The following is a 26,129-nucleotide window of genomic DNA, read 5'->3' as shown; positions in this document are numbered from 1 at the left end:
AAGAATTCCACTTACTAGATGAATATTGAAAAAATAATCATTGCAACAAAAAGAATTGTCATATAGTTCAAGGAATAGATGAACATAGTCGTTGCCCACTTCAGATCATCCTTCGTCTTGAATCCTTTTAATGATAAATAAAGCCATCCAATATTCAATGCCGTTCCAAGTAGTAGGAAACCGATTCCTAAACCAGATAGAAGGAATGGTAAAGGGAACAACAACAGCACCCATCCTAAAATGGACTTCTTTGTCCTGGCAAATCCTTTGACAACTGGGAGCATTGGAATACCCGCTGCACCATACTCTTTCGTTCTTCGCATTGCGAGCGCATAGAAATGTGGTGGCTGCCAAGCAAACATAATGAAGAACAACGCCCATGCACTAATACTGAGTGATGGTTCGACAGCTGCCCATCCGATTAGTGGAGGGATTGCGCCTGATAGGCTACCAACAATCGTATTGCTTACATGCTTGCGTTTAGACCACATTGAATAGAGTACAACATAGCTGAACACGCCGGCAAGTCCCCACATGGCAGCGGCTGGTGACGCTGCTAAGAGTAAAAGTTCGCCTATTACAATGAAAGTGAGCGCCAGAGACAAGACAGCCGGTGCTTTAAATCTTCCAGTTACCGTTGGGCGTGACTTTGTCCTTGCCATAATTGGATCAATATCCCGATCAATCAAGTTATTCAAGGCTGCAGAACCCGCTATGATTAAACCTGTCCCAACTAACCCATACAGTAACAAATCAAGATTCTGGATAAAACTTGTTCCAGTAAATTGAAACGCGAGGAATAGTCCGGTAAAAGTAGTAATCAAATTCGAATTAACGATTCCAATTTTTATAAGTGCCAGGAAATCCTTAACAAGAGAAGTCGAAGCCATATCCGATGAACCGGATGAAGTTATCGCTCGACCGTTTGACATATGTACCCTCCTTTCAGAGTTGTCGGCAAAGGCCGCTATACTTTACTATATCGAAATTCGTCACTAATTTCTATACATATCACGAATTTTGCCCGAAACAGAAAGTATACAAACTATTTGTATAGCTATGCCCTATCTATAGTAAATCATTTCCCTAGGTCTTTTGTGAAGTTAAAGGGTCTTTTTTATGAACAATTTGTGAAATAACCGTACAAAAAATCATTTTATACCTAAATCCGTTGTTTTTTTGTCATTTCTTCGCTATCATCAACAAGGCAGAGATCTTTTACCGAGCGTTTATCGCTATGAATTAACAATGTCGAACCAAATCAAATATTAATAGGAAATATCTTTTCTACACTGTTACACGTTTATTTTAAACCAACTACCAAAGAAGGGATGTCTTTGATTGTTCATGGCCACAAACCTTCTTTAACACATCATTCATAAAAGTAGGTGTCATTCTTGCGCTATAATAAATACCTTAAATGGTTCGGTGTTGCGTCGACAATTGGTATGCTTCTAATTTTACTAGGTGGAGCACTCGTTACGAAAACCGATAGTGGAATGGGTTGTGGTCGCCACTGGCCAGGCTGTAACGGGCAGTTGATACCGGATGAAATAACACCAGAAGTGCTTATCGAATTTTCCCATCGTCTCGTTACTGGTTCAGTTGGCATCTTAATTGTCGTCCTTGCTGTATGGTCTTGGAAAGCAATTGGCCATATTCGAGAAACAAAATTACTGGCTTTTCTAGCGTTGTTCTTTCTTATTCTACAAGCACTCATTGGAGCAGCCCAAGTTTTATGGGGACAAGGAGACTTCATCCTAGCACTGCACTTCGGGATTTCCCTTATTTCATTCGCTTCAGTGTTGTTGTTGACATTGCTCATCTTTGAAGTCGACCAAAAGTATGATGCCGATAAACTTAAAATCGGCAAGACAATGAAGTTCCATACTATCGGTGTAACAATTTATTCGTATGTTGTTGTTTACTCTGGGGCCCTCGTTCGTCATACCGAATCTGAACTAAGTTGCACAGATTGGCCGATGTGCAGAAATGGCGACTTTTCTTTACCAGCGAACTTCTGGGAATGGGTGCAGATGAGCCACAGAACTGCAGCTGCAATTATTTTCATTTGGCTTGGAATCATTGCCTATCATGCTATCAAACATTATAAGAATCAACGTGTCATTTATTGGGGATGGATTATCGCCTTCATCTTGGTCTGCTTGCAAGTACTAGCTGGTGGCGCTGTGATCATAACTCGTTTAAATCTTTACTTAGCTCTTTTACATTCCTTATTTGTTACGCTCTTATTCGGTTTGTTGACGTATATGGTATTACTCGTTTCAAGAAGCAACAAAAAATAAGGAAGAAGCATTCGACAACCAATATGTCGAATGCTTCTTTTGTTCTTAATGTTCAATTTCAATGAGAAGGTCTCCTGTTGAAATCCCTTCACCCGCTTGCACGTATATTTCTTTTACAACTCCATCAAACGGGGCTTGTATCGTCGTTTCCATTTTCATTGCTTCTGTAATGAGTAAGTGTTCTCCCCTCTTTACTTTAGCACCTTTAGAGACAACGACCTTGAGTACAGTTCCTGGCATTGTTGCTGCAATATGTGAATCATTTGCCGGGTCAGCCTTTTGCTTTCGAACAACATCGGTTTCAACGCTCATGTCTTGAATTAGTACTTCTCGAGGTTGTCCATTCAATTCAAAGTAAATGATACGCGTTCCGTCCGATTGAGGTTCTCCAATCGACACGAGTTTTACGATAAGCGTTTTACCTTTTTCGATTTCAACTTCAATCTCTTGGCCTAAGCGCATACCGAATAGGAACTCAGGTGTATTAATGACAGAAATGTTGCCGAATGCCTTTTTCATTGTTGCATATTCCTCAAAGACTTTCGGATACAGCGCATACGCTAATGCATCTTTCATCGTCGAAGGTTCACCAAGTAATTGCTCGGTCTTCTGAAGGAGCCCTGTAAAGTCAACATCCTCCAGTAATTCACCAGGACGAACAGTAATCGGTTGACGTCCTTTCAGAATCACTTGTTGTAGTTCCTTTGGAAAACCACCGTATGGTTGACCAATATACCCTTCAAAAAACTCAATGACCGATTCAGGAAAATCAATTGTCTCGCCGCGTGTGATCACGGATTGCTCATCTAATTCGTTTTGAACCATAAACAACGCCATATCACCAACGACTTTGGAGGAAGGCGTCACTTTCACAACGTCACCAAAGAGCATGTTAACTCTGGAATACATCGATTTGACTTCTTCCCATCGCTCGCCGAGACCTACTGCTTTTGCTTGCTGTTGCAAATTCGAATATTGGCCACCCGGCATTTCATGAACATAGATTTCCGAATGCGGGCTATTCATGCCACTTTCAAAATGCTGATAGTACTTTCTGACATCCTCCCAATAATGGGACAGTGTTTCCAACGACGAAACATCGGAACGGACTTGACGTTTGCCATTTTCCAAAGCGTAATACAAAGAACTAGCGGAAGGTTGCGAAGTCAATCCCGCCATCGCTCCAAGTGCAGTATCGACAATGTCGACTCCTGCTTCGATAGCTTTTGCATACATGTATATGCCATTTCCACTCGTATCATGGGTATGAAGGTGAATCGGAATGTCGACTGTTGCTTTCAGTTCTGAAATGAGTCGATACGCAGCTTCTGGCTTTAACAGACCAGCCATGTCTTTGATCGCCAATATATGGGCACCAGTTGCTTCCAGCTCTTTCGCCATCTTTTTGTAGTACTCTACTGTATATTTATCCCTAGAAGGATCTAAAATGTCTCCCGTATAACAGAGGGCCGCTTCAGCAACTTTACCTGCTTGACGGGTTGCATCGATTGCCACTTCCATTCCTTTGATCCAGTTCAAACTATCAAAGATCCGGAATACATCTATACCATTTTCTGCTGATGTTTTGACAAACTCCCGAATGACATTGTCAGGATAGTTTGAATACCCAACTGCATTCGCCCCTCGGAACAACATTTGGAACAATACATTTGGTATTTGTTCACGTAATTTCAACAATCTTTCCCAAGGATCTTCCTTTAAAAAACGGTAAGCTACGTCAAATGTTGCCCCTCCCCACATTTCATATGAAAATAGGTTCGGCATAAGTGTTGCCGATTCCGAAGCAATATTTGATAGATCTGATGTACGAACCCTCGTTGCTAGTAGTGATTGGTGAGCATCCCTGAATGTTGTGTCTGTCAAAAGGACATCATCCTGTGCTTTTATCCATTGGATTAATCCGTCGGCACCTTTTTCATCAAGAATTTGTTTCGTTCCAGCTGGAGGCGGTGTTAGCAAGTCTACTTCAGGCTTTCTCGCAGGATGGAAAACAGGCTTAGCTTGTTTCCCGATACCCGGAAAACCATTTACCGTGACATTACCTAGATAGTTCAGTATTTTCGTTCCTCTGTCTTTTTTAACAGGAAACTCAAAAAGTTCTGGTGTCGTGTCAATGAAACCGGTATCATAATTTCCTGTTAAAAAACTTTCATGGCGAACGACATTTTCTAGGAACGGGATGTTTGTTTTAATTCCACGAATACGAAATTCCTGTAAATTTCGATCCATTTTTGCAGCTGCATCTCTAAATGAAGTGCCCCACGTCGACACTTTAACAAGCAACGAATCGTAATAAGGCGTAATGACGGCTCCTTGGAAGCCATTTCCGGCATCTAGACGGACACCGAAACCTCCTCCTGATCGATAGACCATTAATTTACCTGTATCCGGCATGAAATCATTCAACGGGTCTTCAGTTGTCACCCTCGACTGGATTGCATACCCAAATAACGGAATTTCTTTTTGCGACGGAATTGCAGCTTCCCCTTCATGCAGATTACCACCATTTGCAATATGGATCTGCGCATGTACGATGTCAACACCTGTTACCATCTCGGTGATTGTATGTTCCACTTGAATACGAGGATTCACCTCGATGAAATAAAACTTTCCGTCAGCAACTAGGAATTCAACCGTTCCTGCATTTGTGTATGAAATATTCCTTGCTAACGCAACCGCAGCTTCGCATATCTCATTTCGTAAATGTTCATTTAGTGAAATGGATGGCGCGATTTCCACCACTTTTTGGTGACGTCTTTGAATGGAACAGTCCCGTTCATACAAATGAATGACATTCCCGTATGTATCACCTAGGATTTGCACTTCAATATGCTTCGGTTTGTTAATGTATTTTTCAACATATACTTCATCTGAGCCGAAAGCTGATTTCGCTTCAGATCTTGCTCGTTCATACGCCTCTAGCACTTCGTCAGAGGAGTGGACAATACGCATCCCTCTTCCTCCGCCTCCTAAAGAAGCTTTAATGATAATTGGATAACCGTATGTCTCACCAAACGCAGACACATCCTCAACGGACTTTACTGGTCCATCCGAGCCAGGAATGACAGGTAGCCCTGCGTTGATCGCTTGCTGCCTCGCCTTGACTTTATCACCAAACATGTCAAGGTGTTTGGATGTAGGGCCGATGAATATAATTCCTTCCTCTTCCAACCTACGAGCAAATTGCTCATTTTCTGCTAAAAATCCATAACCTGGATGAACCGCATTCGCACCACTTGCCTTGGCGATTGAAATGATTCCCTCAATATCCAAATAGGCATCTATCGGTTTTTTCCCTTCACCGACGAGATAGGACTCATCTGCTTTATAACGGTGGAAAGAACCTCTATCTTCTGCTGAATAGATACCGACCGTAGGAATCTTAAGTTCAGTACATGCGCGAAAAATACGTATTGCAATTTCACCGCGGTTTGCCACGAGAATTTTCTTAATACGACCCATTTCCACCATTAATGCACTCCTTATCTACTTATTCTTTTGATATTTTGTGAACATTGACACATTCATCAATATTCCTAAAGATAAAGATAACAGAATAAGAGAGGTTCCGCCATAGCTAATAAACGGCAAAGGCACACCTGTGAGCGGGATAAGACCCGTTAATCCACCAAGATTGACAAAAGTTTGAATTCCAATAACACTTCCAATCCCAGCTGCCAACATACGAGCTTGCGGGTCTTTTGTTCGCATTGCAATGGATAGGGCACGTAAGACGATAAAGCCTAATCCACCTATAACAATAATTGTTCCAAAAATGCCTAACTCCTCAGATATAATTGCCATGATTACATCCGTTTGCGGTTCAGGCAGATACCCCATTTTTTGAATTGAGTTCCCTAGTCCTAATCCTTGTACACCACCTGCTCCAATTGCGATATAGCCGTTAGCAATCTGGTAACCGGATCCTTGTAAATAATCAAAAGGATTTAAGAATGCTAAAATACGGCCTTGTCTACTCTCATTCATAATCGAATCCCAACCAAAATAGAGTATTAGCGCAATCGGGACCATTGCAACTGCCAAGATTCCACTCAACTTCATGAATGTCCTTACTTTTATTCCACTTGCAGCAATTACCGCAATTGCTGTTGCAATAATGATGAGTGACGTCCCAATATCTGTTTCATTCATAATGGACAATATCGCAAACATAAGAATCAGCACGGGTGGTCCAATTGATTTGTTTATTGAGTCGAGCGTTCCGGCTTCATATTTCTTGGCAAAGACACTAGAAAAGTAAATAATGATTACAATCTTTGCTACTTCCGAAGGCTGAATACTACCTAATTTCGGTAATCTGATCCAGCTTTGCGAGCCAACGTCGCCACCAAATCCGATGAAATGAACGAGAAACAATAACGTAAACATAACAACAATCGATAACACCATTAAATTTTTCCGTTTATAATTTTGGAAAGGAAAAAATGCCGCGGCTAGGAAGACCGGAAAGGATAGGACCAAGTTGGTCAATTGTCGCTTATAAAAATAGTCAGGTGGATAGTCATAACGATTGACCGCCACGACCATACTGGCGCTATAAATCATGACCAATCCAAAAAGACACAGTCCTACATAAACAAGGAATAACGGATAATCAAAATTCCTTATCATTTTTCTAAAGTAGTTTGCCATTGTCATTACCTCTTCTTAGTAAATAAAAAACTCAAACCGTTAATGAGTTTGAGTTCTTCGTTTATTTTTCTGTATATAGCTCATGCAAGACATTCATCTCTTTTTCAAGCAAGGAAAGAATTTCTTTTCCTTTTGCTCGATCAATCAAGCCAAGCTTCACAGCAAAATCGATTTCCCTCGATAATCCATACATTTGTGTATCCAACACTTCCTCGTATAACGGACATTGAGGCATCGTTAAATGATCCATTTGTACTTTTATGAGTTGTGCAATTTTGTCTGCATCGGCTTGTAATTGCAAGAGTGCTTTTTCTTGATACGTTTCTTGTAGTTCAATATCCATATGAGGACGCCCCCATTCACCTTTTATTCCACTATGGTGATTATGAATAAATTGTATCTTTTGAGCAGCTAAATTGCAAGTGTTTCCCTTCATTCGCAAGTGTGAATTCAATACCTTTTCACTTTTCCTTCAAAGAGGTATACTAGATAACAATGAAGAAGATACATATTTGTTTGTAGGAGGCTATTAAATTGGAACGAATTATTCCGATCAAAGGGAACGTACAACATTCTATAACATTAGATCCAACTGTTTGGATTTTTGATGATCGAAAAATTGACTTACAATCTTTTTTCATTGAAGGTCTGACCTTAAAAGATGAAGATGAAGAATATAAGCAAGAAATGGGCAAACATTGGTCCAGAGAAATCATGGAAGGCGCAACATTCCCTCCAACATTGAAGACAGAAAAAAAATTTGATAGAAAGAAAATGGTGACCGGCACATTCGGCATACAACTTGAACATTTTATAAAGAATGCAGTACCGAATGAAGATGCAACCACAATCACTTTTTCAACAGGAGACGATGAAGAATATAGTTTCCCTGTTTCCGAAACGAAAAATTTATTGTTTAAATTTAGTCAAGATGGAAAACCTTTGACCGATGATGGCCCCGTACATGTGCTTTTCATGGATGGGTCAAATCAGAAACAGCCTATTCGCAATGTTAAAGAGATTACGATCCACTGAGCATTTTTTGACAAATAGAAGGAGTTGGTCATTTGCGTGTAAAGTGTGTACTTTGTGACGAAATCGGGAAACTCCCCGATGATCATCCACTCGCGAAAAAGTTAAGGAATCACCCGATTAATACGTATATGTGCGACAACTGCAATGAACGCATTTCGGAACAAACCCATTCTCGTCTGTCGACCGGAAAATTTTCATTTCACCGCAGTTCGCATCCTGCTGAAAACGAATTTTAAAGCATAAAACACAAAGAAAAAACTCCGCCATTATACAGCGGAGTTTTCTTTGTGTTCATTCATCCTTCGAACTCTGTAAATAATCAATATGAGCGCTGCAACTAGAAGTCCTTCCACAATCGGAAGGAAAATCGCAAAAAACGTCAACATGATGCATCCAGCAAAAAGGAAACTATAGACGACAACATTCTGCCATAACTTTATCTTCCTAGCGAATCCTAACTTATATACAATGGCCGAAAGGATGAAAATGACCGCGAACAGCAAGATTCCTGTAACGGATGAAGAAGTCAATTCATAAATCATCCGAACTACAGGAGACATCGCTTCGATTGTTTCTGCATCCCCGATAGTACCATTCATATAGCACATTCCCTTCTGAATAAAGCGATCTTACGCATTTGTATTTTACAGCATTAATGAGTTACATCATTCACCAAGTTTTTTCTTCTTTTGTACACGTTCACGTTCGTTCTTATCAAGAATCTTTTTACGTAAGCGGATGGAAGTAGGTGTCACTTCACAGTATTCATCGTCACCCAAGTATTGCAACGCTTCTTCTAACGAAAGAATTCTAGGTTTCTTCGTCGACACCGTTTGGTCTTTTGTCGCTGACCGTACGTTTGTAGCGTGTTTCACTTTTGTCAAATTGATTGTCAAGTCATTGTCACGTGTATTCTCACCAACGACCATACCTGCATAAATATCAGTTCCTGCTTCCACAAACATGACGCCTCTGTCTTCTAATTGCATGACACTGTATGCAGTAACAGTACCCGTTTCCATTGAGACAAGCACACCGTGGCGTCGTCCACCGACTTTACCTGGCGCGACCGGTTTGTAAGAATCGAACGTATGATTAATGATACCATATCCGCGCGTCAACGTTAAGAAATCTGTCGAATACCCGATAAGTCCACGTGCAGGTACAAGGAATATTAATCGAACTTGACCGTTACCATTGTTAATCATGTCGAGCATTTCACCTTTACGCTCACCGATTGACTCAATGATTGCCCCTGTATATTCTTCAGGAATATCAATCTGCACACGTTCAACTGGCTCAGATCTTACTCCATCAATTGTACGGATAATTACTTCAGGTTTGGAAACTTGAAGTTCGTAACCTTCACGACGCATATTTTCGATTAAGATCGATAAATGAAGCTCACCACGACCAGATACGACCCATGCATCCGGAGAATCTGTCGGATCGACACGTAATGAAACGTCCGTTTGCAATTGCTGTTCAAGACGCTCCTCAATTTTTCGCGCCGTTACCCATTTACCTTCCTTACCAGCAAAAGGACTGTTATTGACGAGGAACGTCATTTGTAATGTCGGCTCATCAATATGCAATTCCGGTAGCGCTTCAAGGTGATCAACAGGACAAACCGTTTCACCGACGTCGATGTTTTCCATACCGGATACGGCAATCAAATCTCCTGCATAAGCTTCTTGAATTTCAATTCGTTTCAACCCTAAAAATCCATACATTTTTGTTACACGATAGTTCTTTGTCGAACCATCCCGTTTGAGCACTGTAACTTGCTGACCTACCTTCATCGTACCGCGGAATACCCGACCAATTCCAATACGTCCTACGTAGTCATTGTAATCCAACAACGATACTTGGAATTGAAGAGGTTCTTCACGATTGTCGATAGGAGCAGGAATATTTTCAATAATGGAATCAAACAATACTTCCAATGTCTCTTCCTGATCAGCAGGGTTTGGTGAAAGGCTCGCAGTACCATTAAAGCCCGATGCGTATACGACTGGGAATTCCAATTGTTCGTCATTCGCATCCAACTCGATGAACAACTCGAGTACTTCGTCAACTACTTCTTCGGGGCGGCCAAATTCACGGTCAATTTTATTTACAACAACAATCGGTTTCAAATTCGTTTCCAATGCTTTTTTCAGCACGAAACGTGTTTGCGGCATACATCCCTCAAAGGAGTCGACGACAAGGATAACACCATCGACCATTCGTAAGATCCGTTCCACTTCTCCACCAAAATCAGCGTGTCCTGGTGTGTCAAGGATGTTGATTTTTGTACCTTTATACTCGATACCCGTGTTCTTTGCTAAAATTGTAATACCTCGTTCACGTTCAAGATCATTAGAATCCATTGCGCGTTCTTCCACATGTTCATTAGAACGGAAAATACCTGATTGTTTCAATAGTTGATCGACTAATGTTGTTTTTCCGTGGTCAACGTGGGCAATAATTGCTATATTTCGTAAATCGCTACGTGTGTTTGTCATATTTTCACTCCGTTATCTTTTATCAGATGATTAACTGTGTTATTATAGCACATGGGAACAGTATAAAAAAACATTTATTTCGAAAGAGGTTACATTTTGAAGAATATCAAATGGGTTTTTGTCATCTATTCTATTGCGGCAGTTTTAGCGATGTGTGGTATTGGAATTGCTGTTGCCATGCGTAGTATTCCCGTTGCCCTCATTGCTATGCTAGCACTTATTTTCGTAATGGGGAACGGCTTTAAAACGAAAAAGAAGATGCGCGAAAAAGGCTTACTATAATTTGCAAAAGGAGACTGCATGCGTTTAGCAGTCCCCTTTTTTATTTCAATCGAATGTAGTTGCTTAAAATCGTTTCATGTAAGCCTGGTTTCGCAACAAGAAACGTATCTTGTCCAAGTAATTCAGGCTTATCCCCCAGCATATTTGTTGCAATTGCTCCAACTTCTTGAGCAATCACCATCCCTCCTGCTATATCCCATGGGGACAGGCGCAGTGACATGTATGCATCAATTCTACCGGATGAAACATAAGCTAATTCAATCGCAGCCGAACCGTATGACCGTGTTCCTCTGCATGTATGTACCATTTTCGCTATCGGTTCGTTTTCAATCCGACGATTGGGAGCGACCCAACTTGCGTTAACGCCAATTATCGCATTTTCGAGCGGTGTGTTCTCAAGAATCGGCAGTTTTTCATCATTATAATACGCACCTTCGCCTAAAGCCGCGTGATAAAAATCGTCATTCATCACATCATAAATATAACCTAACATACCGATTCCATCTGCATAGATACCAAGAGAAATTGCAAAATTTCTTTTCTGATGAATAAAATTCATCGTACCGTCAATAGGATCAAGCATCCAAACGACACCATCTAGGGAGGTGATTTCGTCGCCAAAACCTTCTTCCCCTAAAATCCGGTGCCCAGGAAAGTCTCGCTGAATCCGTTGAATGAAAAACTGTTCAATTTGTCGGTCAATGTTTGTCACCAAATCGTTCGCATCCGCTTTCGAATCAATATCAATCGAAGAAAAGAAGGACATACGGATTTTGTGACCTGCTTCCTTAATCAATGATTTTGCATATTTATCGATTGTTCCCCAATTCATTCCATCACCCCAACTACTTGCGTATTATCTAAGTATAACACAAATACTTTACGACAAACAAAATGCCCCTCACACTGTCCCCCCTGTATTGCGAGAGGTCAGTAGAGGAGCAAATAATGGAACAGTAGTGCTTGTTTATGCAAAAGCATTGAATGTCTCCAGCTCACTATGGATTTCCGTGAGTCTTACTTTACTTTTATCAATTTGTTTTCCATCATCTTGTTGCATGGCATCATATAACGTTGCTAACTCATAATCCAATTCAAGTTGAAGCAACTTCACATACTCTTTTTCAATTTCCGCTTTTCGGATAATATGGACGACCTGTTTCATACGTAACACCCCTTTATTAGAATATCGTTCAACGATGCATTTACTTACTTCTAACGTATGCGGCTAGTTCCGCTTTGGTTAGTTATAAGCCTTCTTGTATTAAATTGTTCCCCATTTTCTGTTACGATAAACGTATAGAATGAAATGAGGGATTGAATTTGAAAGAACGATTTTGGGATTCAAAAGATTTTGATGTATTCACGATTGATGGATTAGAAAATAGGATGGACGCTTTGCAACAGACTATACAGCCAAAGTTTGCCGTTATTGGCGAACGTCTTACCAGCTACTTGTCTGCTCACGGCAAGGGTGAGTTTTTCCCCCACATTGCAAAACACGCACGAAGGACGGTTAATCCTCCAAAAGACAGTTGGGTTGCTTTTGCTCCTGCGAAACGTGGATATAAGGCGTTACCACATTTTCAAGTAGGCCTATGGGAAACACACCTATTTATCATCTTAGCAGTCATTTATGAAAATCCAGACAAAAAAGGAATTTCAGAACGCCTCACCTCTAACCTGGACATGCTCACGTCTTTGCCTGAGCAGTACGTAATTTCCGGTGATCATATGAAGCCTGATGCAACAATACTCGCTAACATGGATCGTGAGGAACTTGAAGGGATGTTGGAGCGTTTAAAAACTGTCAAGAAAGCCGAGCTTGTCCTTGGAAGGCATTTGTCAAGAGAAATAACGACGGGCTTTACAGAAGAGGAATTCTTTCGTATGGCTGAGAAGACCATTCATGATCTTCTACCTCTATACGATATTATGACTGCAAAACTAAAATAAGAATGCACAATAGAAAATGGAAGGTGGATCACGTTACGTCCACCTTCCACCTATTTTACTCACTATCTCGCTTGAATCATGTCACCGTCCGATGCATCCTTTGCATTTTTCACGATTCGATAGCAAACAAATCCACTTGCCTCTTCAAATTCCTTACATAATGTCTTTTCCTCGGCCATTGAAGGAACTACATTCTTGAATGCGCGGTACGCTTCCATAAACTGCTTTCGTTCAATTTTTGTTTCATACGCCTTCTCTACCGCTTGAAAGAATGCGACGACATCTATAATCTCTTCAGTCGACCAATCATGACGAATCGGATAATTATACTCCATCTTTCACCTACACCTCTCTTACAACCATTTTCGACGAATGCTTTCTGCTTCATTCACCATCCGCTTAAATAAATCTTCGACTGACGGGACATCCGTGATCATTCCAGCTACTTGACCTGACCACCCAAATCCTTCATTTGAACTTCCTTCATGTATGAATCGTCTATTTGCCTCTCCACTAATAAAGTTTTTAAGTTGGGCATAATCCGCATGCTCTAATTCCATTGAGAGAATCTTTTCAGTCCAAACACCTGCTAATGCTCGTGCAGGTGCTCCAAGCGATCGCTTAATAACCACTGTACTTGTCTCGTCTGCTTTGAGTAAAGCATCTTGGTACGCTTTTGAAGCATGAACACACTCCTTTGTAGCGATGAATCTTGTACCCATCTCAATTCCTTCAGCTCCAAGTGCATGAGCAGCCATCCAACCACGTCCATCCCCAATCCCACCTGAAGCAATGACTGGAATGTTAACAGCATCAACGACTTGCGGTACAAGAACTATCGTGCCAACATCGTCCCTACCTAAATGCCCTCCACCTTCTTGGCCAACAACCATGACTGCGTCCGCTCCAAGTGATTCAGCTTTTACCGCTTGCCTCTTTGAAGCCACAAGTACCAGCTTTTTGACGGATGCATCTTTCACATAGTCAAAGAATGGCGCAGGATTTCCCCCTGTCACAGACAACACTTCAACCTTCTCTTCTATCGCTACGTCTAAGAGATGTTCATAGGGTCTACCATGTTGCCCAATTGCAAAATTCACACCAAAAGGCTTTGTTGTCAGCGCCTTTACTTTGCGAATTTCCATACGCAAAGCATCCGGAGACGGTAAGCTCATTGCAGTGATTTGCCCTAATCCTCCTGCTTCAGAAACCGCTGCAGCCAACTCCGCATATGCAAGATACGCCAAACCACCCTGAATGATCGGATACTTAATCCCAAGCAGTTCAGTTACTTTTGTGTTCCATTCCATAACCCCATTCCCCCATTCAATCATTTAATGAATTAATCTGCATATCCTTGGATAGACTTCGGATCGACAAATTCATATCCTTTTTCTCGCAAACCATTCACAATTTCTTCTAATGCATCAGCCGTCCATTCCCTATCATGCATTAATAAGTTCGAACCATTGCTCAACAGTTCAGTGTTCACCATAATATCTGCAATTTTCTCTTTCGTCATGTACTCTTTTACAAAATCGTAGCCATACGACCAATTCATCAATTGCATCCCTTCTTGTTCAGCAAGTGACCTGCTGAAATCTGTATTCACCCCAAATGGCGCACGGAAAAACTTCGGCCGTTCTCCAGTTACTTCCTCTACAGTATTGCTAACTGATAGTATTTCCTCACGTTGCTCCTCTTCCGTAAGTGACTTCAAATTCGCATGGGTTTTCGTATGGTTGCCAATTACAAAGCCCATCTCATAGATTTCTTTAAGGATTGCTCTTTTTTCATCAGTCTCAATGAAATGCCCGTTTACAAAGAAGATGGCAGGTGCATCCAACCTCTTCAATGTCTTCGCCATGTCTAGCGCACGCTTGTCCGGTGCATCATCAATTGTCAACAACACAACTTTCGGATCTGCCTCACTGATTGGTTCAATTGAATAGTTTGTCGGATTAATTTTATACAGAGGTTCTGCCGGAGGTTCTAATTCTGCTCCTTCTTTCACTTCGTCATCTGTCTCACTCGCCTGGTCCTCATCCACTTTGCTAGCTTCATCTCCAGCTTGTTCCTCATCAACGGAATTGTCTTGCTGTACTTCCTGTCCATTGTCTGCTTGCTCATCCGTTTCACTTTGAGCGCTGCAAGCAGCGAGTACAAACAAAAGCACGAACATTATGTATACTACTTTCAATTTCATAAATCCCATCTCCTCTTTCTCTAGCTGAGTAAATTCATACTAACATGTACCCAATAGACGTATCAAACAAACGAAAGCATATTACTTGGAAAGTAATTGCACAACAAGAGTTCGTTACATTGCAAAACGATTTCTAGTAATACACATAAAGTCTTCACAAATCTACGAGCTACATAAAAGACGTCCGGGATAATCATCTCCGGACGCCTCTTTTTCAAACCTATTATTTTGTAATCATATGAACGGGTTTACCTAGCGCAACTTCAGCAGCTTCCATTGAAATTTCGCCTAATGTTGGATGCGCATGGATTGTCATAGCGATATCCTCAAGTGTCATACCTGCCTCGATTGCCAAACCTAGTTCAGCAATCATGTCAGACGCGTTTTCACCGACAATTTGTGCACCTAACAGCAATCCATCTTCTTTACGAGAGACAAGCTTTACAAAGCCATCTGTCGCATTTAATGCAAGCGCACGGCCGTTTGCTGCAAACGGGAATTTGCCTGCTACGACATCAAAACCTTCATCTTTTGCCTGCTGTTCGTTTAAACCAACAGTTGCAAGTTCTGGATCCGTGAAACATACAGCTGGGATTGCCAAATAATCCACTTCTGATTTTTCTCCAGAAATTGCTTCTGCAGCCACTTTCGCTTCATAAGATGCTTTATGCGCAAGTTGTGGACCAGATACGATATCACCGATCGCAAAGATGTTTGATACACTTGTACGGCATTGTTTATCCACATCAATCAACCCACGATCAAGGAACTTAACACCTAGACCTTCTAGACCAATTTCATCCGTATTCGGACGGCGACCAACTGTAACAAGTACATAATCCGCTTCAACTTTTTGCTCTTCACCTTTTGCTTCGTAAGTGACAACAACACCGTTATCGGATTCTTCAACGCCTTTTGCAGAAGCTTTCACTACTACATCGACACCTTTTTTCTTCAATCCTTTTTTAACGATTTGCGTCATTTGCTTTTCAAAGCCAGCAAGAATATCATCTGCTCCTTCGATAATCGTTACTTTGGAACCTAGATTTGCATACGCAGAACCTAGCTCAGTTCCGATGTAACCACCACCGATGACAACTAAATGTCCAGGAACTTCTTCTAAATTCAGAGCACCTGTAGAATTGATAACACGTTTAGAGTACTTGAAAGATGGAATTTCTACTGGACGTGAACCTGTTGCAATAATTGCATTGTTAAACTTGTATGTTTGAGAAGACTTTTCATCCATAACTTTCACCGTATTCGCATCGACGAAATACGCTTCACCTTTAACAATATCAACTTTATTGCCTTTTAATAAGCCTTCTACGCCACCAGTCAATTTCTTGACCACACCATCTTTAAAAGCTTGAGCTTTCGAAAAATCCAATTTCACATCGGTTGCTGTAATTCCCATATCGTCAGAATCCTTCGCGGATGCGTAACGGTGTCCTACTGAAATCAATGCTTTGGAAGGGATACAACCTACGTTCAGACATACGCCACCTAGTGTGTCTTTTTCAACGATTGTTACTTTCTGACCCAACTGTGCAGCCCGAATTGCTGCTACATATCCTCCGGGGCCTGAACCTACAACGAGTGTGTCCACTTCAATCGGAAAGTCTCCTACTACCATTTGCTTACGCCTCCATTAATAAAAGTTCTGGATTACCGAGCAATTTCTTAAGATGGTTCAATGCTTGTTGACCTGTAGCACCATCAATTACTCGATGATCGAATACCAATGATAATGCTAACATAGGTGCAGCTACAATTTCACCATTTTTTACGACCGGTTTTTCAGAGATACGGCCGATTCCTAAAATCGCAACTTCTGGATGGTTAATAATCGGCGTGAACCATTGGCCACCTGCAGAGCCAATATTCGTGATGGAACATGATGCACCCTTCATTTCTGCAGGGCTTAATTTACCATCGCGCGCTTTCACTGCTAATGTATTAATCTCTTCAGAAATCGCAAATACAGATTTTCGATCCGCGTGTTTAATAACAGGTACGAGTAATCCGCGGTCCGTATCAGCTGCAATACCGATGTTGTAATAATGCTTCTGGATGATTTCCTCTTTTTCATCGTCAAGAGATGTATTTAATTGTGGGAACTCACGCAATGTGGAAACAAGCGCTTTGACAACGTATGGAAGATACGTCAGCTTGATATCCTTTTCAGCAGCGATTTCTTTGAACTTTTTACGATGTGCGACAAGATCCGTTACATCAATTTCATCTAACAATGTCACGTGTGGTGCAGTATGTTTTGAATTCACCATTGCTTTTGCAATCGCTTTTCGAATACCAGACATCTTCTCACGTGTTTCAGGGAAATCGCCTTCAAGTTGTACAGGAGCAGCCGACTCTGTCTTAGGTGCTGCTTCTTCTGCACGCGCAACTTGTTCAGTTGAAGAAGTTGACGTTGCCGGCTTTTGATCACCATTCACGAACGCTTCAACATCTTCTTTTAACACACGGCCGTTCTTGCCTGTTCCTTCCACCTCATGAATGTCAACATCGTTTTCACGTGCAAACTTACGGACGGATGGCATCGCAATTACCCGAGTTGTTTTTGATACAACTGACTCTTTCGTGTTAGCAGAGGATTGCTTTGTCTCGGATTGTTCTTTCTCCTGTTGTTTCTTATCGAGTTCTTGGCCAGCCTCAGCTGAAGATTGCACTTGTTCTTCAGTTTTCTCTGCACCTTCCTCAGAGTCAGAATGGCTTTCGTATCCTGGTGCATCGAAACGGATGAGGACATCGCCTACTACCGCCACTTTACCTTCTCCCACAAGGATTTCTTCTACTGTGCCTGTAACAGGGGATGGGATTTCCACCACTGCTTTATCGTTTTGAATTTCAAGAAGCGTGTCGTCTTCATTGATTTTATCGCCTTTGGCAACAAACCACTTTACAACTTCACCTTCGTGAATCCCTTCTCCGATATCTGGCAAACGGAATTCATATGCCACAAGATTCACCCTTTCTTTTTGTCAGAGCAAGACTCTGTATTAGAATGTCAGTACTTTTTTAGCTGTTTCAATAATATCGTTTGCATTTGGCAACCACGCGTTTTCCCCTTGCGCGAACGGATATACTGTATCAGGCGCCGCTACACGTAAAACAGGTGCTTCCAAACTTAAAATCGCACGCTCTGTAATTTCAGATACGACGTTTGCAGCAATACCCGCTTGTTTTTGTGCTTCTTGCACAACGATTGCGCGATTTGTTTTTTCAACAGAACCGATAATCGTCTCAATATCCAATGGTTGAATAGTACGTAAATCGACAACTTCAACAGAATAGCCGTCTTTTTCAAGTGCTTCAGCAGCTTTCAAACTTTCGTGTACCATCGCACCGTATGTGATAATTGATAGGTCTGTACCTTCACGCTTCACATCCGCCTTACCAAGTGGAATCGTATATTCCTCTTCAGGCACTTCTTGTCTGAATGAACGATACAATTTCATATGCTCCAAGAAAACTACTGGATTCTCATCTTTAATTGCCGAAATTAGCAATCCTTTTGCATCGTAAGGTGTTGAAGGAATGACCACTTTCAACCCAGGTTGAGAAGCAACAAGCCCTTCGAAACTATCAGCATGCATTTCAGGCGTCGCAACACCCCCACCAAATGGAGAACGGATTGTTACAGGAGCATTATAATGTCCGCCGCTACGGAAAGATTGACGAGCCAACTGACCACTAATGGAGTCAATCACTTCATAGAGGAAGCCAAAGAACTGAATTTCCATAACAGGTCGGAATCCAGTCAATGATAGACCGATCGCTAACCCACCAATACCTGATTCAGCTAATGGTGTATCGAATACTCGATCTACACCAAATTCTTTTTGTAGACCTTCAGTAGCGCGGAACACACCACCGTTTGCGCCAACGTCTTCACCGAAGACGAGGACGTTTTCATCATTTTTAAGCTCCGTGCGCATTGCATCGGTAATCGCTTGAATCATCGTCATTTGTGCCATCGGTTACTTCGACTCCTTCTCTTTATAAATGTCATATTGTTCTTGTAAGTTGTATGGAAGGTCGCCCTTATACATAATGTTAATGAAATCTGTCACTTTCTGTTTAGGAGCGGCATCCGCCTTTTTGATCGCTTCCTTGATTTCTTCTTTGGCGCGTTCAATCACAGCGTTTTCTTTCTCTTCCGACCAAATGCCTTTAGCCTCAAGGTATTTACGGAAACGAATTAACGGATCGCGTTTTTCCCACTCGTTATCCGTTTCAGATGTACGATAACGTGTCGGGTCATCTCCAGCCATTGTATGTGGACCATATCGGTAAGTCATCGCTTCGATCAGCGTCGGACCTTCTCCGTTAATGGCACGTTTTCTAGCGTCGCGCGTAGCAGCATATACTGCTAATGCATCCATTCCATCTACGAGAATACTCGGAATACCAGCTGCAATCCCTTTTTGTGCAAGCGTTTTCGCAGCTGTTTGTAGCTCTCTAGGTGTGGAAATTGCATATTGGTTGTTTTGAATGACAAAGATTGCCGGAGAACGGTAAGCTCCTGCAAAGTTGATCCCCTCATAGAAATCACCTTGTGAAGTACCGCCATCACCTGTATACGTCATTGCAACCGCTTTAATGCCACGTTTTTGGAATCCGAGTGCAACTCCAGCAGCTTGGATGTATTGCGCTCCAATGATGATTTGAGGCATGAAAATGTTCAAACCTTCCGGAATAATGCTTCCTTGATAATGTCCTCGTGACCATAGGAATGCCATATGTAATGGTAAACCATGAAAAACGATTTGCGGTACATCACGGTATCCTGGAAGAATAAAATCTTCTTTCTCAAGCGCAAAGTGAGAGGCAAGCTGTGACGCTTCTTGCCCTGCAGTTGGCGCATAGAAACCTAGACGTCCTTGTCTGTTTAAGGAAATTGAACGTTGGTCTAAGATTCTCGTATACACCATACGCGTCATTAATTCTGTTAGCTCTTCATCTGATAAATTCGGATCGGCTTCCTTGTTTACAATTTCGCCTTCTTCATTCAAGATCTGGAACATTTCAAACTGATCTTCAATAGAATGAAGCGTTTCCACCGGATCAAACTGCTTGTCTTTTTTCGCAGCCATATCGGCAACTCTCCTTTATATCTGTATTATGTTCTATCACTTTCAATAATGATACAATCTCTTCCTTACTCAGTATACTGAAGAGAGACAAATTGGTCAATCATTGTATTTAGTAGGATTGGCCAGCATAATCATAAGTGAGATACATTCATTCCGACTAAACTGTACTACTACAATATCAAAACTGTATTATAATAGATTTTTAAAAAATGCCATTAAAAAAAGTGAAGATGCTCGGTCTCCACTTTTCATAATTCCTTTATTCTTCTTTTTCTAAACTCGAAAAAACGTCTTGTTTAAGATCATTAACAATCTTTGTTGCTTCATTGAACTTTGCTATCACGTCTTTGACGACTTCGTTTTGCTCATTCACTTCTTTAACTTTTTCTTTTAAATCCGCTAACTCTACATTTTCTTTCACGAGCAATGCATAAAATTCTTTTTGTTGAGAGGAGAGTGCTCTGTATGCTTCAATGAATTGATCATGTAAGTCGTAGCGGTCTTGTACAGCACGATTAAGTTCCTCAATTTTTTTCTTTTCAGCTTCAGATGCTTTTTCTGCAATGGACTCCAGTTCTGTAACGAAACCCTTTGCTTCATGCATTGCAGCTTCTTCTTCCTTTAGCTGTGCTAATCTATCTTCAATAGACTTCTCAAGCTCAGCTACTTTATTACGTAACTGATCTACATCTTCTTTTGTTAGTTCCATCGTTTCGGTGAACGTTTTTTGTTCACTTTGCTCTAACTCCGTTAAAGTACTTTGGGAACTGCGATATTGCGCTTCAGAATCATTCATTTTTGTTAGAGTTTCAGAGAGTTGGGACTCCGTGGAAGAACCAATGCTACAAGCGGATAAGGCCATTACGCTAACCGCAATTATACTAAAGATTTTTTTATTCATAGTCTTTCCTCCAATCTGTTTTTCACTATATCGTTAGTAAGTGTTTATTTCAAGCATGTACAAAACTCTTTATACCCTTTTCTTCTTGGATTATAATACGATAACAGAAATACGAGTAAGAAGGAGAATAAAAATGATCGAAATGAAAGATATCGTCCGTGAAGGGCATCCAGCGTTAAGGACAGTAGCTACGGAAGTCACCTTCCCGTTAAGTGATGAAGATAAAAAATTATGTCATGAATTGCTAGAATATATCATTAACAGTCAAGATGAAGAATTAAGCATTCAATACGGATTGCGCCCAGGCATCGGGCTAGCAGCTCCTCAAGTAAATGTTTCTAAACGCGTATTTGCCCTACACATTGTTGAAGAGGGAAAAAAACCATTAAGCATCGTTGCAATTAATCCTAAAATCATCAGCCATTCGGTGGAAATGACTTACTTGACATCTGGAGAAGGTTGCCTATCCGTAGATCGCGATGTAGAAGGATATGTCCCACGATACGCAAGAATTACCATTAAAGCGTTCAATCCAGATGGCCAAGAATATACAATGCGATTGAAAGGCTTACACGCAATTGCTTTCCAACACGAACTGGATCATTTGAATGGTGTCATGTTTTATGACCATATCGACCAGGCAGCACCTTTCCGGGACATTCCTAACGCTATTCCTTTTGAGAGGAATTGAACTGAACAACAAACCCGTTCTCCTACAAAAAAACAACTTGACAGAGAATTCAATTAACGCTATACTGGTTGTAAGGAGTGATATGCCCATGTACAAGCGCCTAAAACGCAAATTGTTAAAGCGGCTCAACGGCATACTCGGTAGAAAGACAATTGCATAAATTCACGCCTACCAAGTCATTTGGTGGGCTTTTCTTTATTTTACGCATCCGACATGCTAATATGAAGAGAATGATTCCAAACGAACGTAAAAAGGAGAGTTTACCATGATTTACAAAGTATATTTCCAAGAAAACGCTACTCAAGTTCCGATTCGCGAAAATACGAAGCACGTTTATGTAGAAGCTGATTCAGAAAAATCCGTCCGCGAAAAACTAAAAGACCGCAATTATAACATTGAACTTATCCAGCTCCTTGAAGGTCCACATCTCGAATACGAGCAAGCATCTTCACATTTTGAGCTTGAACAGGTCTGAGCACTATGAAATTGATCAAGAACAATGAAACAGCTGTTTTCGCTTTAGGCGGACTTGGTGAAATCGGCAAAAATACGTATTGTGTGCAATTCCAAGACGAAATTATTCTCATTGATGCCGGTATCAAATTTCCAGAAGACGATCTTCTCGGAATCGACTATGTTATTCCTGACTATACGTACTTAGAACGGAATATGGATAAAATCAAAGGTTTATTCATCACACATGGACACGAAGATCATATTGGCGGGATTCCGTACTTGTTACGGAAAATCAACGTCCCCGTTTATGGGGGGAAATTAGCGTTAGGCCTTCTGCGTAACAAACTCGAGGAGCACGGCTTACTCCGCACGACAAAAATGATTGAAATTAAAGAAGAAGATATTATTAAGTTCCGAAAAACTTCGATTTCATTTTTCCGTACTACACATAGTATCCCGGATGCATTTGGAATCGTCGTCAAAACACCATCAGGAAACATCGTTCACACAGGTGACTTCAAATTCGATTTCACTCCTGTAGGCGAACCTGCAAACTTAGCAAAGATGGCCAAAGTCGGAAGTGAAGGCGTCTTATGCTTGTTATCAGATAGTACAAATGCGGAAGTCCCAAATTTTACAATGTCTGAAAGAAAAGTCGGCGACAGTTTGAATGAAATCTTCCGAAAAGTAGATGGCAGAATAATCTTCGCTACCTTTGCTTCCAACATCCATCGACTTCAACAAGTGATTGAAGCTGCTGAAAAATACGGAAGAAAAATCGCTGTATTTGGGCGTAGCATGGACAATGCCATCACAATTGGTCGAGAACTTGGTTACATTAACGCACCGAAAGACTTATTCGTCGATACACAATCGCTCAATCGCTTACCTGCGAACGAGGTGATGATTCTTTGTACAGGTAGCCAAGGTGAACCGATGGCTGCGTTATCCCGAATTGCTAACGGCACTCACCGCCAAGTACAAATCCAACCTGGTGATACGGTCATCTTCTCGTCTTCACCGATTCCTGGAAACACATTAAGTGTCAACAAAACAATCAACGCCCTATTCCGTGCAGGCGCAGAAGTCATTCACGGCGCACTAAATAACATCCACACTTCCGGTCACGGTTCTCAAGAAGAACAGAAGTTAATGCTCCGCTTGATTAAACCGAAATACTTTATGCCAATTCACGGAGAATACCGGATGTTGACGATGCATAAAGAACTTGCGATCAGCTGTGATGTTGAACCTGAAAATAACTTCATCATGAGTAACGGGGACGTTCTCGCATTAACCGAAAACTCCGCTCGCATTGCAGGCAAAGTGCCGTCGGGTGATATTTATATTGACGGAAGCGGTATTGGCGATATCGGGAGCGTAGTGTTACGTGACCGTAAAATCCTCTCAGAGGACGGACTTGTCATCGTCGTGGCTACTGTTGATAAAAAACGCAACAAAGTTGTCTCAGGACCAGATATCATCTCTCGCGGTTTTGTGTACATGCGAGAATCCGGCATGATGATCAATGAAGCCCAAAATTTACTTGCGAAAGAGTTACAGAAACAATTATCAAACACTCCATTTGATGCTGGGTCTATGAAAAGTGACATTATCGATATATTGTCCCCTTTCTTATACGACCAAACAAAACGTAAACCAATGATAATGCCTGTTGTCATGGAAGTATAATGCAATAAGGCACAGGCTACACAATAAGAAAAGCCATCTGCAACCGAGTTCTGTAAACACGGTTGCAGATGGCTTTTCGATTATGAATGATCATTTGAGCTTAAGCAACTGTCAATGCAGTGCTTTCTTTTCAAAACGATGGATATCCACATCAGAACCGATGACAATCAGAATATCATTCAGCTCAATTTCTTCAATCGCCTGTGGAGAAACTAGTATTTGGGTGTGCCGCTTAATTGCTACAATATTGACACCATATTTTGCTCGTATATCCAAGTCAATTAACGTGGAACCTGCTAGTTTTTCATTAGCTCTTATTTCCACGATCGAATATTCATCTGACAATTCAAGATAATCGAGGATATTATTGGACACCATATTATTCGCAATTCTCTTCCCCATGTCCCGTTCAGGATGGACTACTTGATCGGCACCGATTTTACGTAATACCTTTTCATGATAATCATTTTGGGCTTTTACAGTAATATGTTTGACACCAATCTCTTTTAATATTAACGTCGTCAAAATACTCGCTTGAATGTTTTCTCCAATTGCAACGACAACATGCTCAAAATTCCGAATCCCTAACGAACGTAACGCGGACTCGTCCGTCGTGTCAGCGGACACTGCCGTTGTTGCAATTTGTGCATATTCCTCTACGCGATCCGGAGAAATATCGATGGCCATTACCTCCGCATCTAATTCTACGAGTTCGTTAACAATGCTGCCTCCGAACCTTCCTAATCCAATGACGACAAATTCTTTTTTCATTTTGCTCGCTCCAATCCGATTGATGGATGAAATTAGTGTATCATACCTAGGAGAAGCCCACAATTACAGTCTACTATTAGCATGTCATCCTCCTATTTCGTACACAAAAACGACGACCGTAAAATGGCCGTCGTTTTTGTATTGTACTTATTTTCGCATTTCATCCAATACACGGTTCACACGTTTTTCAAGCATTTTCATGCCACTTCCACCAGCTTGGAAATGACGTAACTGCCCATCTTTATCAAAAACATAGTAAGCCGGGACATACTGGTTGTCAAAAGCGTCCGTCAATTTTAAATCGCTATCAACAAAAATCGGTTGTGTAATATCATGCTCCGCTGCAACTTCTTTAATTTGGTCCAAGTCCACATCGTCTTCTGAACGTGGCATATGAACAGCGATGACGTTCAACTCATCTTTATACTCATCCCGGAAATTATTCACATCCGGCATCGCTTCTTTGCACAAGTGGCAACTGATTGACCAAAAATGAATGAGGGTAGGCTTTTCCCCTACTAAATCCGCTTTTTCAACTTGCCCATTGAGCCAAGTTGTCGCACCTGTTAATTCAGGCATTTGTTCACGTAATTTCATCGTCAAATCTCCTCCGGTTTAAAAGATCCCCACTGCCTATAGTATGCGTGGGGATCAAATTTGGATGTAAGCAATTGTTTACAACATTATAGAGTTTTTTGACCCGGTCTCCAGTTCGCAGGGCAAAGTCCACCTGTTTGAAGCGCTTGAAGTACACGTAATGTTTCATCCACATCTCTACCGATGTTGTTGTGGAACACAGTTTGGTATTGCAATTCACCTTCAGGGTTGATGATGAAAAGACCACGCAATGCAATCCCTTCGTCTTCGATCAAAACGCCATAGTTACGTGATACTTCGTGGTTTGTATCTGCAGCTAATGGATATTTCAATTGCTCAAGACCATTGTCTTTACGGTCCGTGTTAATCCAAGCAAGGTGCGTGTGGATTGTATCTGTAGATACACCAATTACTTCTGCATCTAAATCTTCGAACTCGTCATAGCGATCAGACATCGCTGTAATTTCAGTTGGACATACAAAAGTGAAATCCATTGGATAGAAGAAAAGAACTGTCCACTTGTCATTCTTCATGTTTTCTTGCAAGCTAACTTTTCCAAATGACTTGTCCGCTAATACTGCTTCCATTGTAAAATCAGGAGCTTGTTTACCTACCATACGTTCTACCATGAATAAATCCCTCCAATAGTTCTTCGTTCAGTTTTTCGTAGTGCTGAACAATCCTTATTCAGAATACCAAATCTACAATATGATTTCAATTATAATAGCTCGAAGATAATAATCATTATTGTTTATACAGTAGAAAACGTCATTTCATTCCTCAATAAACGTGTTCATACTGTGCAATTTCCTCAACTTCTATACGTTTGGTTGCAATTTCCTCTCTCAATCATGGTTTTGTTGTTCTCATTATTAACGGAGTGATCATTATAATGAAAGTATGTGGTATCCCCCAATATGGATCGCAACCTACCCCTT

Annotated in this window: 27 protein-coding genes; 8 read left to right on the top strand and 19 right to left on the bottom strand. The window is 41.1% G+C overall.

The annotated features are described in order from the left end of the window. Positions 1 to 14: 14 nt before the first annotated feature. Complete coding sequence (gene cyoE / locus ACVHUV_RS10750) at positions 15 to 932, bottom strand: heme o synthase (RefSeq protein WP_371389827.1); 918 nt, start codon at positions 930 to 932, stop codon at positions 15 to 17. Positions 933 to 1,397: 465 nt separating this feature from the next. Here cyoE and ACVHUV_RS10745 point away from each other — a divergent pair, with 465 nt between their 5' ends. Continuing rightward, positions 1,398 to 2,306 (top strand): COX15/CtaA family protein, encoded by a 909-nt coding sequence (locus ACVHUV_RS10745; protein WP_317941775.1) that lies wholly within the window; start codon positions 1,398 to 1,400, stop codon positions 2,304 to 2,306. A gap of 45 nt (positions 2,307 to 2,351) precedes the next feature. Here ACVHUV_RS10745 and pyc read toward each other — a convergent pair whose 3' ends face one another. From pyc to ACVHUV_RS10730, 3 genes are all read right to left on the bottom strand, one after another. Beyond that, positions 2,352 to 5,789 carry a pyruvate carboxylase gene (pyc, locus tag ACVHUV_RS10740; RefSeq protein WP_462086896.1) on the bottom strand — a complete coding sequence of 1,146 codons (3,438 nt, stop codon included), beginning with the start codon at positions 5,787 to 5,789 and terminating at the stop codon, positions 2,352 to 2,354. Positions 5,790 to 5,813: 24 nt separating this feature from the next. Then, entirely contained in the window at positions 5,814 to 6,980 is a 1,167-nt protein-coding gene (locus ACVHUV_RS10735; RefSeq protein WP_462084599.1) for an FtsW/RodA/SpoVE family cell cycle protein, read from the bottom strand. Between the two features lie 61 nt (positions 6,981 to 7,041). After that, on the bottom strand, positions 7,042 to 7,323 hold the full coding sequence (locus ACVHUV_RS10730) for an Fpa/YlaN family protein (protein WP_317941777.1): 282 nt from the start codon (positions 7,321 to 7,323) through the stop codon (positions 7,042 to 7,044). A 191-nt stretch (positions 7,324 to 7,514) separates the two neighbouring features. On the opposite strand from ACVHUV_RS10730, the gene ACVHUV_RS10725 reads away from it, so the two are divergent. Both ACVHUV_RS10725 and ACVHUV_RS10720 read left to right on the top strand, forming a co-directional pair. Then, on the top strand, positions 7,515 to 8,015 hold the full coding sequence (locus ACVHUV_RS10725; protein WP_462084598.1) for a peptidyl-prolyl cis-trans isomerase: 501 nt from the start codon (positions 7,515 to 7,517) through the stop codon (positions 8,013 to 8,015). Between the two features lie 32 nt (positions 8,016 to 8,047). Continuing rightward, entirely contained in the window at positions 8,048 to 8,251 is a 204-nt protein-coding gene (locus ACVHUV_RS10720; RefSeq protein WP_317941779.1) for a YlaI family protein, read from the top strand. 30 nt (positions 8,252 to 8,281) lie between these two features. Here ACVHUV_RS10720 and ACVHUV_RS10715 read toward each other — a convergent pair whose 3' ends face one another. Together ACVHUV_RS10715 and typA are read right to left on the bottom strand one after the other, a co-directional pair. Then, the gene (locus ACVHUV_RS10715) at positions 8,282 to 8,614 is read right to left on the bottom strand and encodes a YlaH-like family protein (RefSeq protein WP_317941780.1); all 333 of its coding nucleotides are present in this window, start codon (positions 8,612 to 8,614) and stop codon (positions 8,282 to 8,284) included. Positions 8,615 to 8,680: 66 nt separating this feature from the next. Further along, positions 8,681 to 10,522 carry a translational GTPase TypA gene (gene typA, locus ACVHUV_RS10710; protein WP_317941781.1) on the bottom strand — a complete coding sequence of 614 codons (1,842 nt, stop codon included), beginning with the start codon at positions 10,520 to 10,522 and terminating at the stop codon, positions 8,681 to 8,683. A gap of 96 nt (positions 10,523 to 10,618) precedes the next feature. On the opposite strand from typA, the gene ACVHUV_RS10705 reads away from it, so the two are divergent. Next, on the top strand, positions 10,619 to 10,804 hold the full coding sequence (locus tag ACVHUV_RS10705; protein ID WP_317941782.1) for a YlaF family protein: 186 nt from the start codon (positions 10,619 to 10,621) through the stop codon (positions 10,802 to 10,804). Between the two features lie 40 nt (positions 10,805 to 10,844). Here ACVHUV_RS10705 and ACVHUV_RS10700 read toward each other — a convergent pair whose 3' ends face one another. Continuing rightward, entirely contained in the window at positions 10,845 to 11,636 is a 792-nt protein-coding gene (locus ACVHUV_RS10700; RefSeq protein WP_462084597.1) for an inositol monophosphatase family protein, read from the bottom strand. A gap of 135 nt (positions 11,637 to 11,771) precedes the next feature. Then, positions 11,772 to 11,969: a YkzI domain-containing protein gene (locus tag ACVHUV_RS10695; RefSeq protein ID WP_462084596.1), complete on the bottom strand. Its 198-nt coding sequence runs from the start codon at positions 11,967 to 11,969 to the stop codon at positions 11,772 to 11,774. Between the two features lie 158 nt (positions 11,970 to 12,127). Between ACVHUV_RS10695 and ACVHUV_RS10690 the strand changes: the two genes are divergently transcribed. After that, positions 12,128 to 12,760 carry a YktB family protein gene (locus ACVHUV_RS10690; RefSeq protein ID WP_462084595.1) on the top strand — a complete coding sequence of 211 codons (633 nt, stop codon included), beginning with the start codon at positions 12,128 to 12,130 and terminating at the stop codon, positions 12,758 to 12,760. Positions 12,761 to 12,822: 62 nt separating this feature from the next. Here ACVHUV_RS10690 and ACVHUV_RS10685 read toward each other — a convergent pair whose 3' ends face one another. The 8 genes from ACVHUV_RS10685 to ACVHUV_RS10650 form a co-directional block, all read right to left on the bottom strand. After that, on the bottom strand, positions 12,823 to 13,095 hold the full coding sequence (locus tag ACVHUV_RS10685) for a UPF0223 family protein (RefSeq protein WP_317941786.1): 273 nt from the start codon (positions 13,093 to 13,095) through the stop codon (positions 12,823 to 12,825). Positions 13,096 to 13,113: 18 nt separating this feature from the next. Next, positions 13,114 to 14,070, bottom strand: a complete 957-nt coding sequence (locus ACVHUV_RS10680; protein ID WP_462084594.1) for an NAD(P)H-dependent flavin oxidoreductase — start codon at positions 14,068 to 14,070, stop codon at positions 13,114 to 13,116. 32 nt (positions 14,071 to 14,102) lie between these two features. Further along, on the bottom strand, positions 14,103 to 14,966 hold the full coding sequence (locus ACVHUV_RS10675) for a polysaccharide deacetylase family protein (protein WP_371389825.1): 864 nt from the start codon (positions 14,964 to 14,966) through the stop codon (positions 14,103 to 14,105). 223 nt (positions 14,967 to 15,189) lie between these two features. Next, positions 15,190 to 16,602, bottom strand: a complete 1,413-nt coding sequence (lpdA, locus tag ACVHUV_RS10670) for a dihydrolipoyl dehydrogenase (protein ID WP_317941789.1) — start codon at positions 16,600 to 16,602, stop codon at positions 15,190 to 15,192. A 4-nt stretch (positions 16,603 to 16,606) separates the two neighbouring features. Beyond that, a complete protein-coding gene (locus tag ACVHUV_RS10665; RefSeq protein ID WP_371389824.1) occupies positions 16,607 to 17,947 on the bottom strand; it encodes a dihydrolipoamide acetyltransferase family protein in 1,341 nt (446 codons plus the stop codon). A gap of 39 nt (positions 17,948 to 17,986) precedes the next feature. Further along, positions 17,987 to 18,964 (bottom strand): alpha-ketoacid dehydrogenase subunit beta, encoded by a 978-nt coding sequence (locus tag ACVHUV_RS10660; RefSeq protein ID WP_317941791.1) that lies wholly within the window; start codon positions 18,962 to 18,964, stop codon positions 17,987 to 17,989. Between the two features lie 3 nt (positions 18,965 to 18,967). Further along, the gene (gene pdhA / locus ACVHUV_RS10655) at positions 18,968 to 20,083 is read right to left on the bottom strand and encodes a pyruvate dehydrogenase (acetyl-transferring) E1 component subunit alpha (RefSeq protein ID WP_317941792.1); all 1,116 of its coding nucleotides are present in this window, start codon (positions 20,081 to 20,083) and stop codon (positions 18,968 to 18,970) included. A 259-nt stretch (positions 20,084 to 20,342) separates the two neighbouring features. Beyond that, complete coding sequence (locus ACVHUV_RS10650; RefSeq protein ID WP_371389823.1) at positions 20,343 to 20,984, bottom strand: YkyA family protein; 642 nt, start codon at positions 20,982 to 20,984, stop codon at positions 20,343 to 20,345. Between the two features lie 133 nt (positions 20,985 to 21,117). Here ACVHUV_RS10650 and def point away from each other — a divergent pair, with 133 nt between their 5' ends. The 3 genes from def to rnjA all read left to right on the top strand — a co-directional run bounded on the left by def (position 21,118) and on the right by rnjA (position 23,823). Next, complete coding sequence (gene def / locus ACVHUV_RS10645; RefSeq protein ID WP_371389822.1) at positions 21,118 to 21,675, top strand: peptide deformylase; 558 nt, start codon at positions 21,118 to 21,120, stop codon at positions 21,673 to 21,675. A gap of 265 nt (positions 21,676 to 21,940) precedes the next feature. After that, positions 21,941 to 22,150, top strand: a complete 210-nt coding sequence (rpoY, locus tag ACVHUV_RS10640; protein ID WP_317941795.1) for a DNA-directed RNA polymerase subunit epsilon — start codon at positions 21,941 to 21,943, stop codon at positions 22,148 to 22,150. 5 nt (positions 22,151 to 22,155) lie between these two features. After that, positions 22,156 to 23,823, top strand: a complete 1,668-nt coding sequence (rnjA, locus tag ACVHUV_RS10635; RefSeq protein ID WP_317941796.1) for a ribonuclease J1 — start codon at positions 22,156 to 22,158, stop codon at positions 23,821 to 23,823. Positions 23,824 to 23,934: 111 nt separating this feature from the next. Here the strand turns inward: rnjA and ACVHUV_RS10630 are convergent, their stop codons facing one another. The 3 genes from ACVHUV_RS10630 to ACVHUV_RS10620 all read right to left on the bottom strand — a co-directional run bounded on the left by ACVHUV_RS10630 (position 23,935) and on the right by ACVHUV_RS10620 (position 25,820). Then, complete coding sequence (locus tag ACVHUV_RS10630; protein ID WP_317941797.1) at positions 23,935 to 24,594, bottom strand: potassium channel family protein; 660 nt, start codon at positions 24,592 to 24,594, stop codon at positions 23,935 to 23,937. A gap of 147 nt (positions 24,595 to 24,741) precedes the next feature. Further along, positions 24,742 to 25,191 (bottom strand): TlpA family protein disulfide reductase, encoded by a 450-nt coding sequence (locus ACVHUV_RS10625; protein ID WP_317941798.1) that lies wholly within the window; start codon positions 25,189 to 25,191, stop codon positions 24,742 to 24,744. A gap of 86 nt (positions 25,192 to 25,277) precedes the next feature. Then, positions 25,278 to 25,820: a peroxiredoxin gene (locus ACVHUV_RS10620; protein ID WP_317941799.1), complete on the bottom strand. Its 543-nt coding sequence runs from the start codon at positions 25,818 to 25,820 to the stop codon at positions 25,278 to 25,280. Positions 25,821 to 26,129 lie beyond the last annotated feature (309 nt).

The organism is Sporosarcina saromensis (assembly GCF_054901285.1).
Note: the sequence above shows the minus strand (reverse complement) of the source record. Positions and strands in the feature narration are given on the sequence as shown.

Bases quoted from the DNA above. Each gene is read 5' to 3' on its own strand.
- cyoE (WP_371389827.1), bottom strand. From the start codon at position 932: ATGTCAAACGGTCGAGCGATAACTTCATCCGGTTCATCGGATATGGCT.
- pyc (WP_462086896.1), bottom strand. From the start codon at position 5,789: ATGGGTCGTATTAAGAAAATTCTCGTGGCAAACCGCGGTGAAATTGCA.
- ACVHUV_RS10735 (WP_462084599.1), bottom strand. From the start codon at position 6,980: ATGGCAAACTACTTTAGAAAAATGATAAGGAATTTTGATTATCCGTTA.
- ACVHUV_RS10730 (WP_317941777.1), bottom strand. From the start codon at position 7,323: ATGGATATTGAACTACAAGAAACGTATCAAGAAAAAGCACTCTTGCAA.
- ACVHUV_RS10715 (WP_317941780.1), bottom strand. From the start codon at position 8,614: ATGAATGGTACTATCGGGGATGCAGAAACAATCGAAGCGATGTCTCCT.
- typA (WP_317941781.1), bottom strand. From the start codon at position 10,522: ATGACAAACACACGTAGCGATTTACGAAATATAGCAATTATTGCCCAC.
- ACVHUV_RS10700 (WP_462084597.1), bottom strand. From the start codon at position 11,636: ATGAATTGGGGAACAATCGATAAATATGCAAAATCATTGATTAAGGAA.
- ACVHUV_RS10695 (WP_462084596.1), bottom strand. From the start codon at position 11,969: ATGAAACAGGTCGTCCATATTATCCGAAAAGCGGAAATTGAAAAAGAG.
- ACVHUV_RS10685 (WP_317941786.1), bottom strand. From the start codon at position 13,095: ATGGAGTATAATTATCCGATTCGTCATGATTGGTCGACTGAAGAGATT.
- ACVHUV_RS10680 (WP_462084594.1), bottom strand. From the start codon at position 14,070: ATGGAATGGAACACAAAAGTAACTGAACTGCTTGGGATTAAGTATCCG.
- ACVHUV_RS10675 (WP_371389825.1), bottom strand. From the start codon at position 14,966: ATGAAATTGAAAGTAGTATACATAATGTTCGTGCTTTTGTTTGTACTC.
- lpdA (WP_317941789.1), bottom strand. From the start codon at position 16,602: ATGGTAGTAGGAGACTTTCCGATTGAAGTGGACACACTCGTTGTAGGT.
- ACVHUV_RS10660 (WP_317941791.1), bottom strand. From the start codon at position 18,964: ATGGCACAAATGACGATGATTCAAGCGATTACCGATGCAATGCGCACG.
- pdhA (WP_317941792.1), bottom strand. From the start codon at position 20,083: ATGGCTGCGAAAAAAGACAAGCAGTTTGATCCGGTGGAAACGCTTCAT.
- ACVHUV_RS10650 (WP_371389823.1), bottom strand. From the start codon at position 20,984: ATGAATAAAAAAATCTTTAGTATAATTGCGGTTAGCGTAATGGCCTTA.
- def (WP_371389822.1), top strand. From the start codon at position 21,118: ATGATCGAAATGAAAGATATCGTCCGTGAAGGGCATCCAGCGTTAAGG.
- rpoY (WP_317941795.1), top strand. From the start codon at position 21,941: ATGATTTACAAAGTATATTTCCAAGAAAACGCTACTCAAGTTCCGATT.
- rnjA (WP_317941796.1), top strand. From the start codon at position 22,156: ATGAAATTGATCAAGAACAATGAAACAGCTGTTTTCGCTTTAGGCGGA.
- ACVHUV_RS10630 (WP_317941797.1), bottom strand. From the start codon at position 24,594: ATGAAAAAAGAATTTGTCGTCATTGGATTAGGAAGGTTCGGAGGCAGC.
- ACVHUV_RS10625 (WP_317941798.1), bottom strand. From the start codon at position 25,191: ATGAAATTACGTGAACAAATGCCTGAATTAACAGGTGCGACAACTTGG.
- ACVHUV_RS10620 (WP_317941799.1), bottom strand. From the start codon at position 25,820: ATGGTAGAACGTATGGTAGGTAAACAAGCTCCTGATTTTACAATGGAA.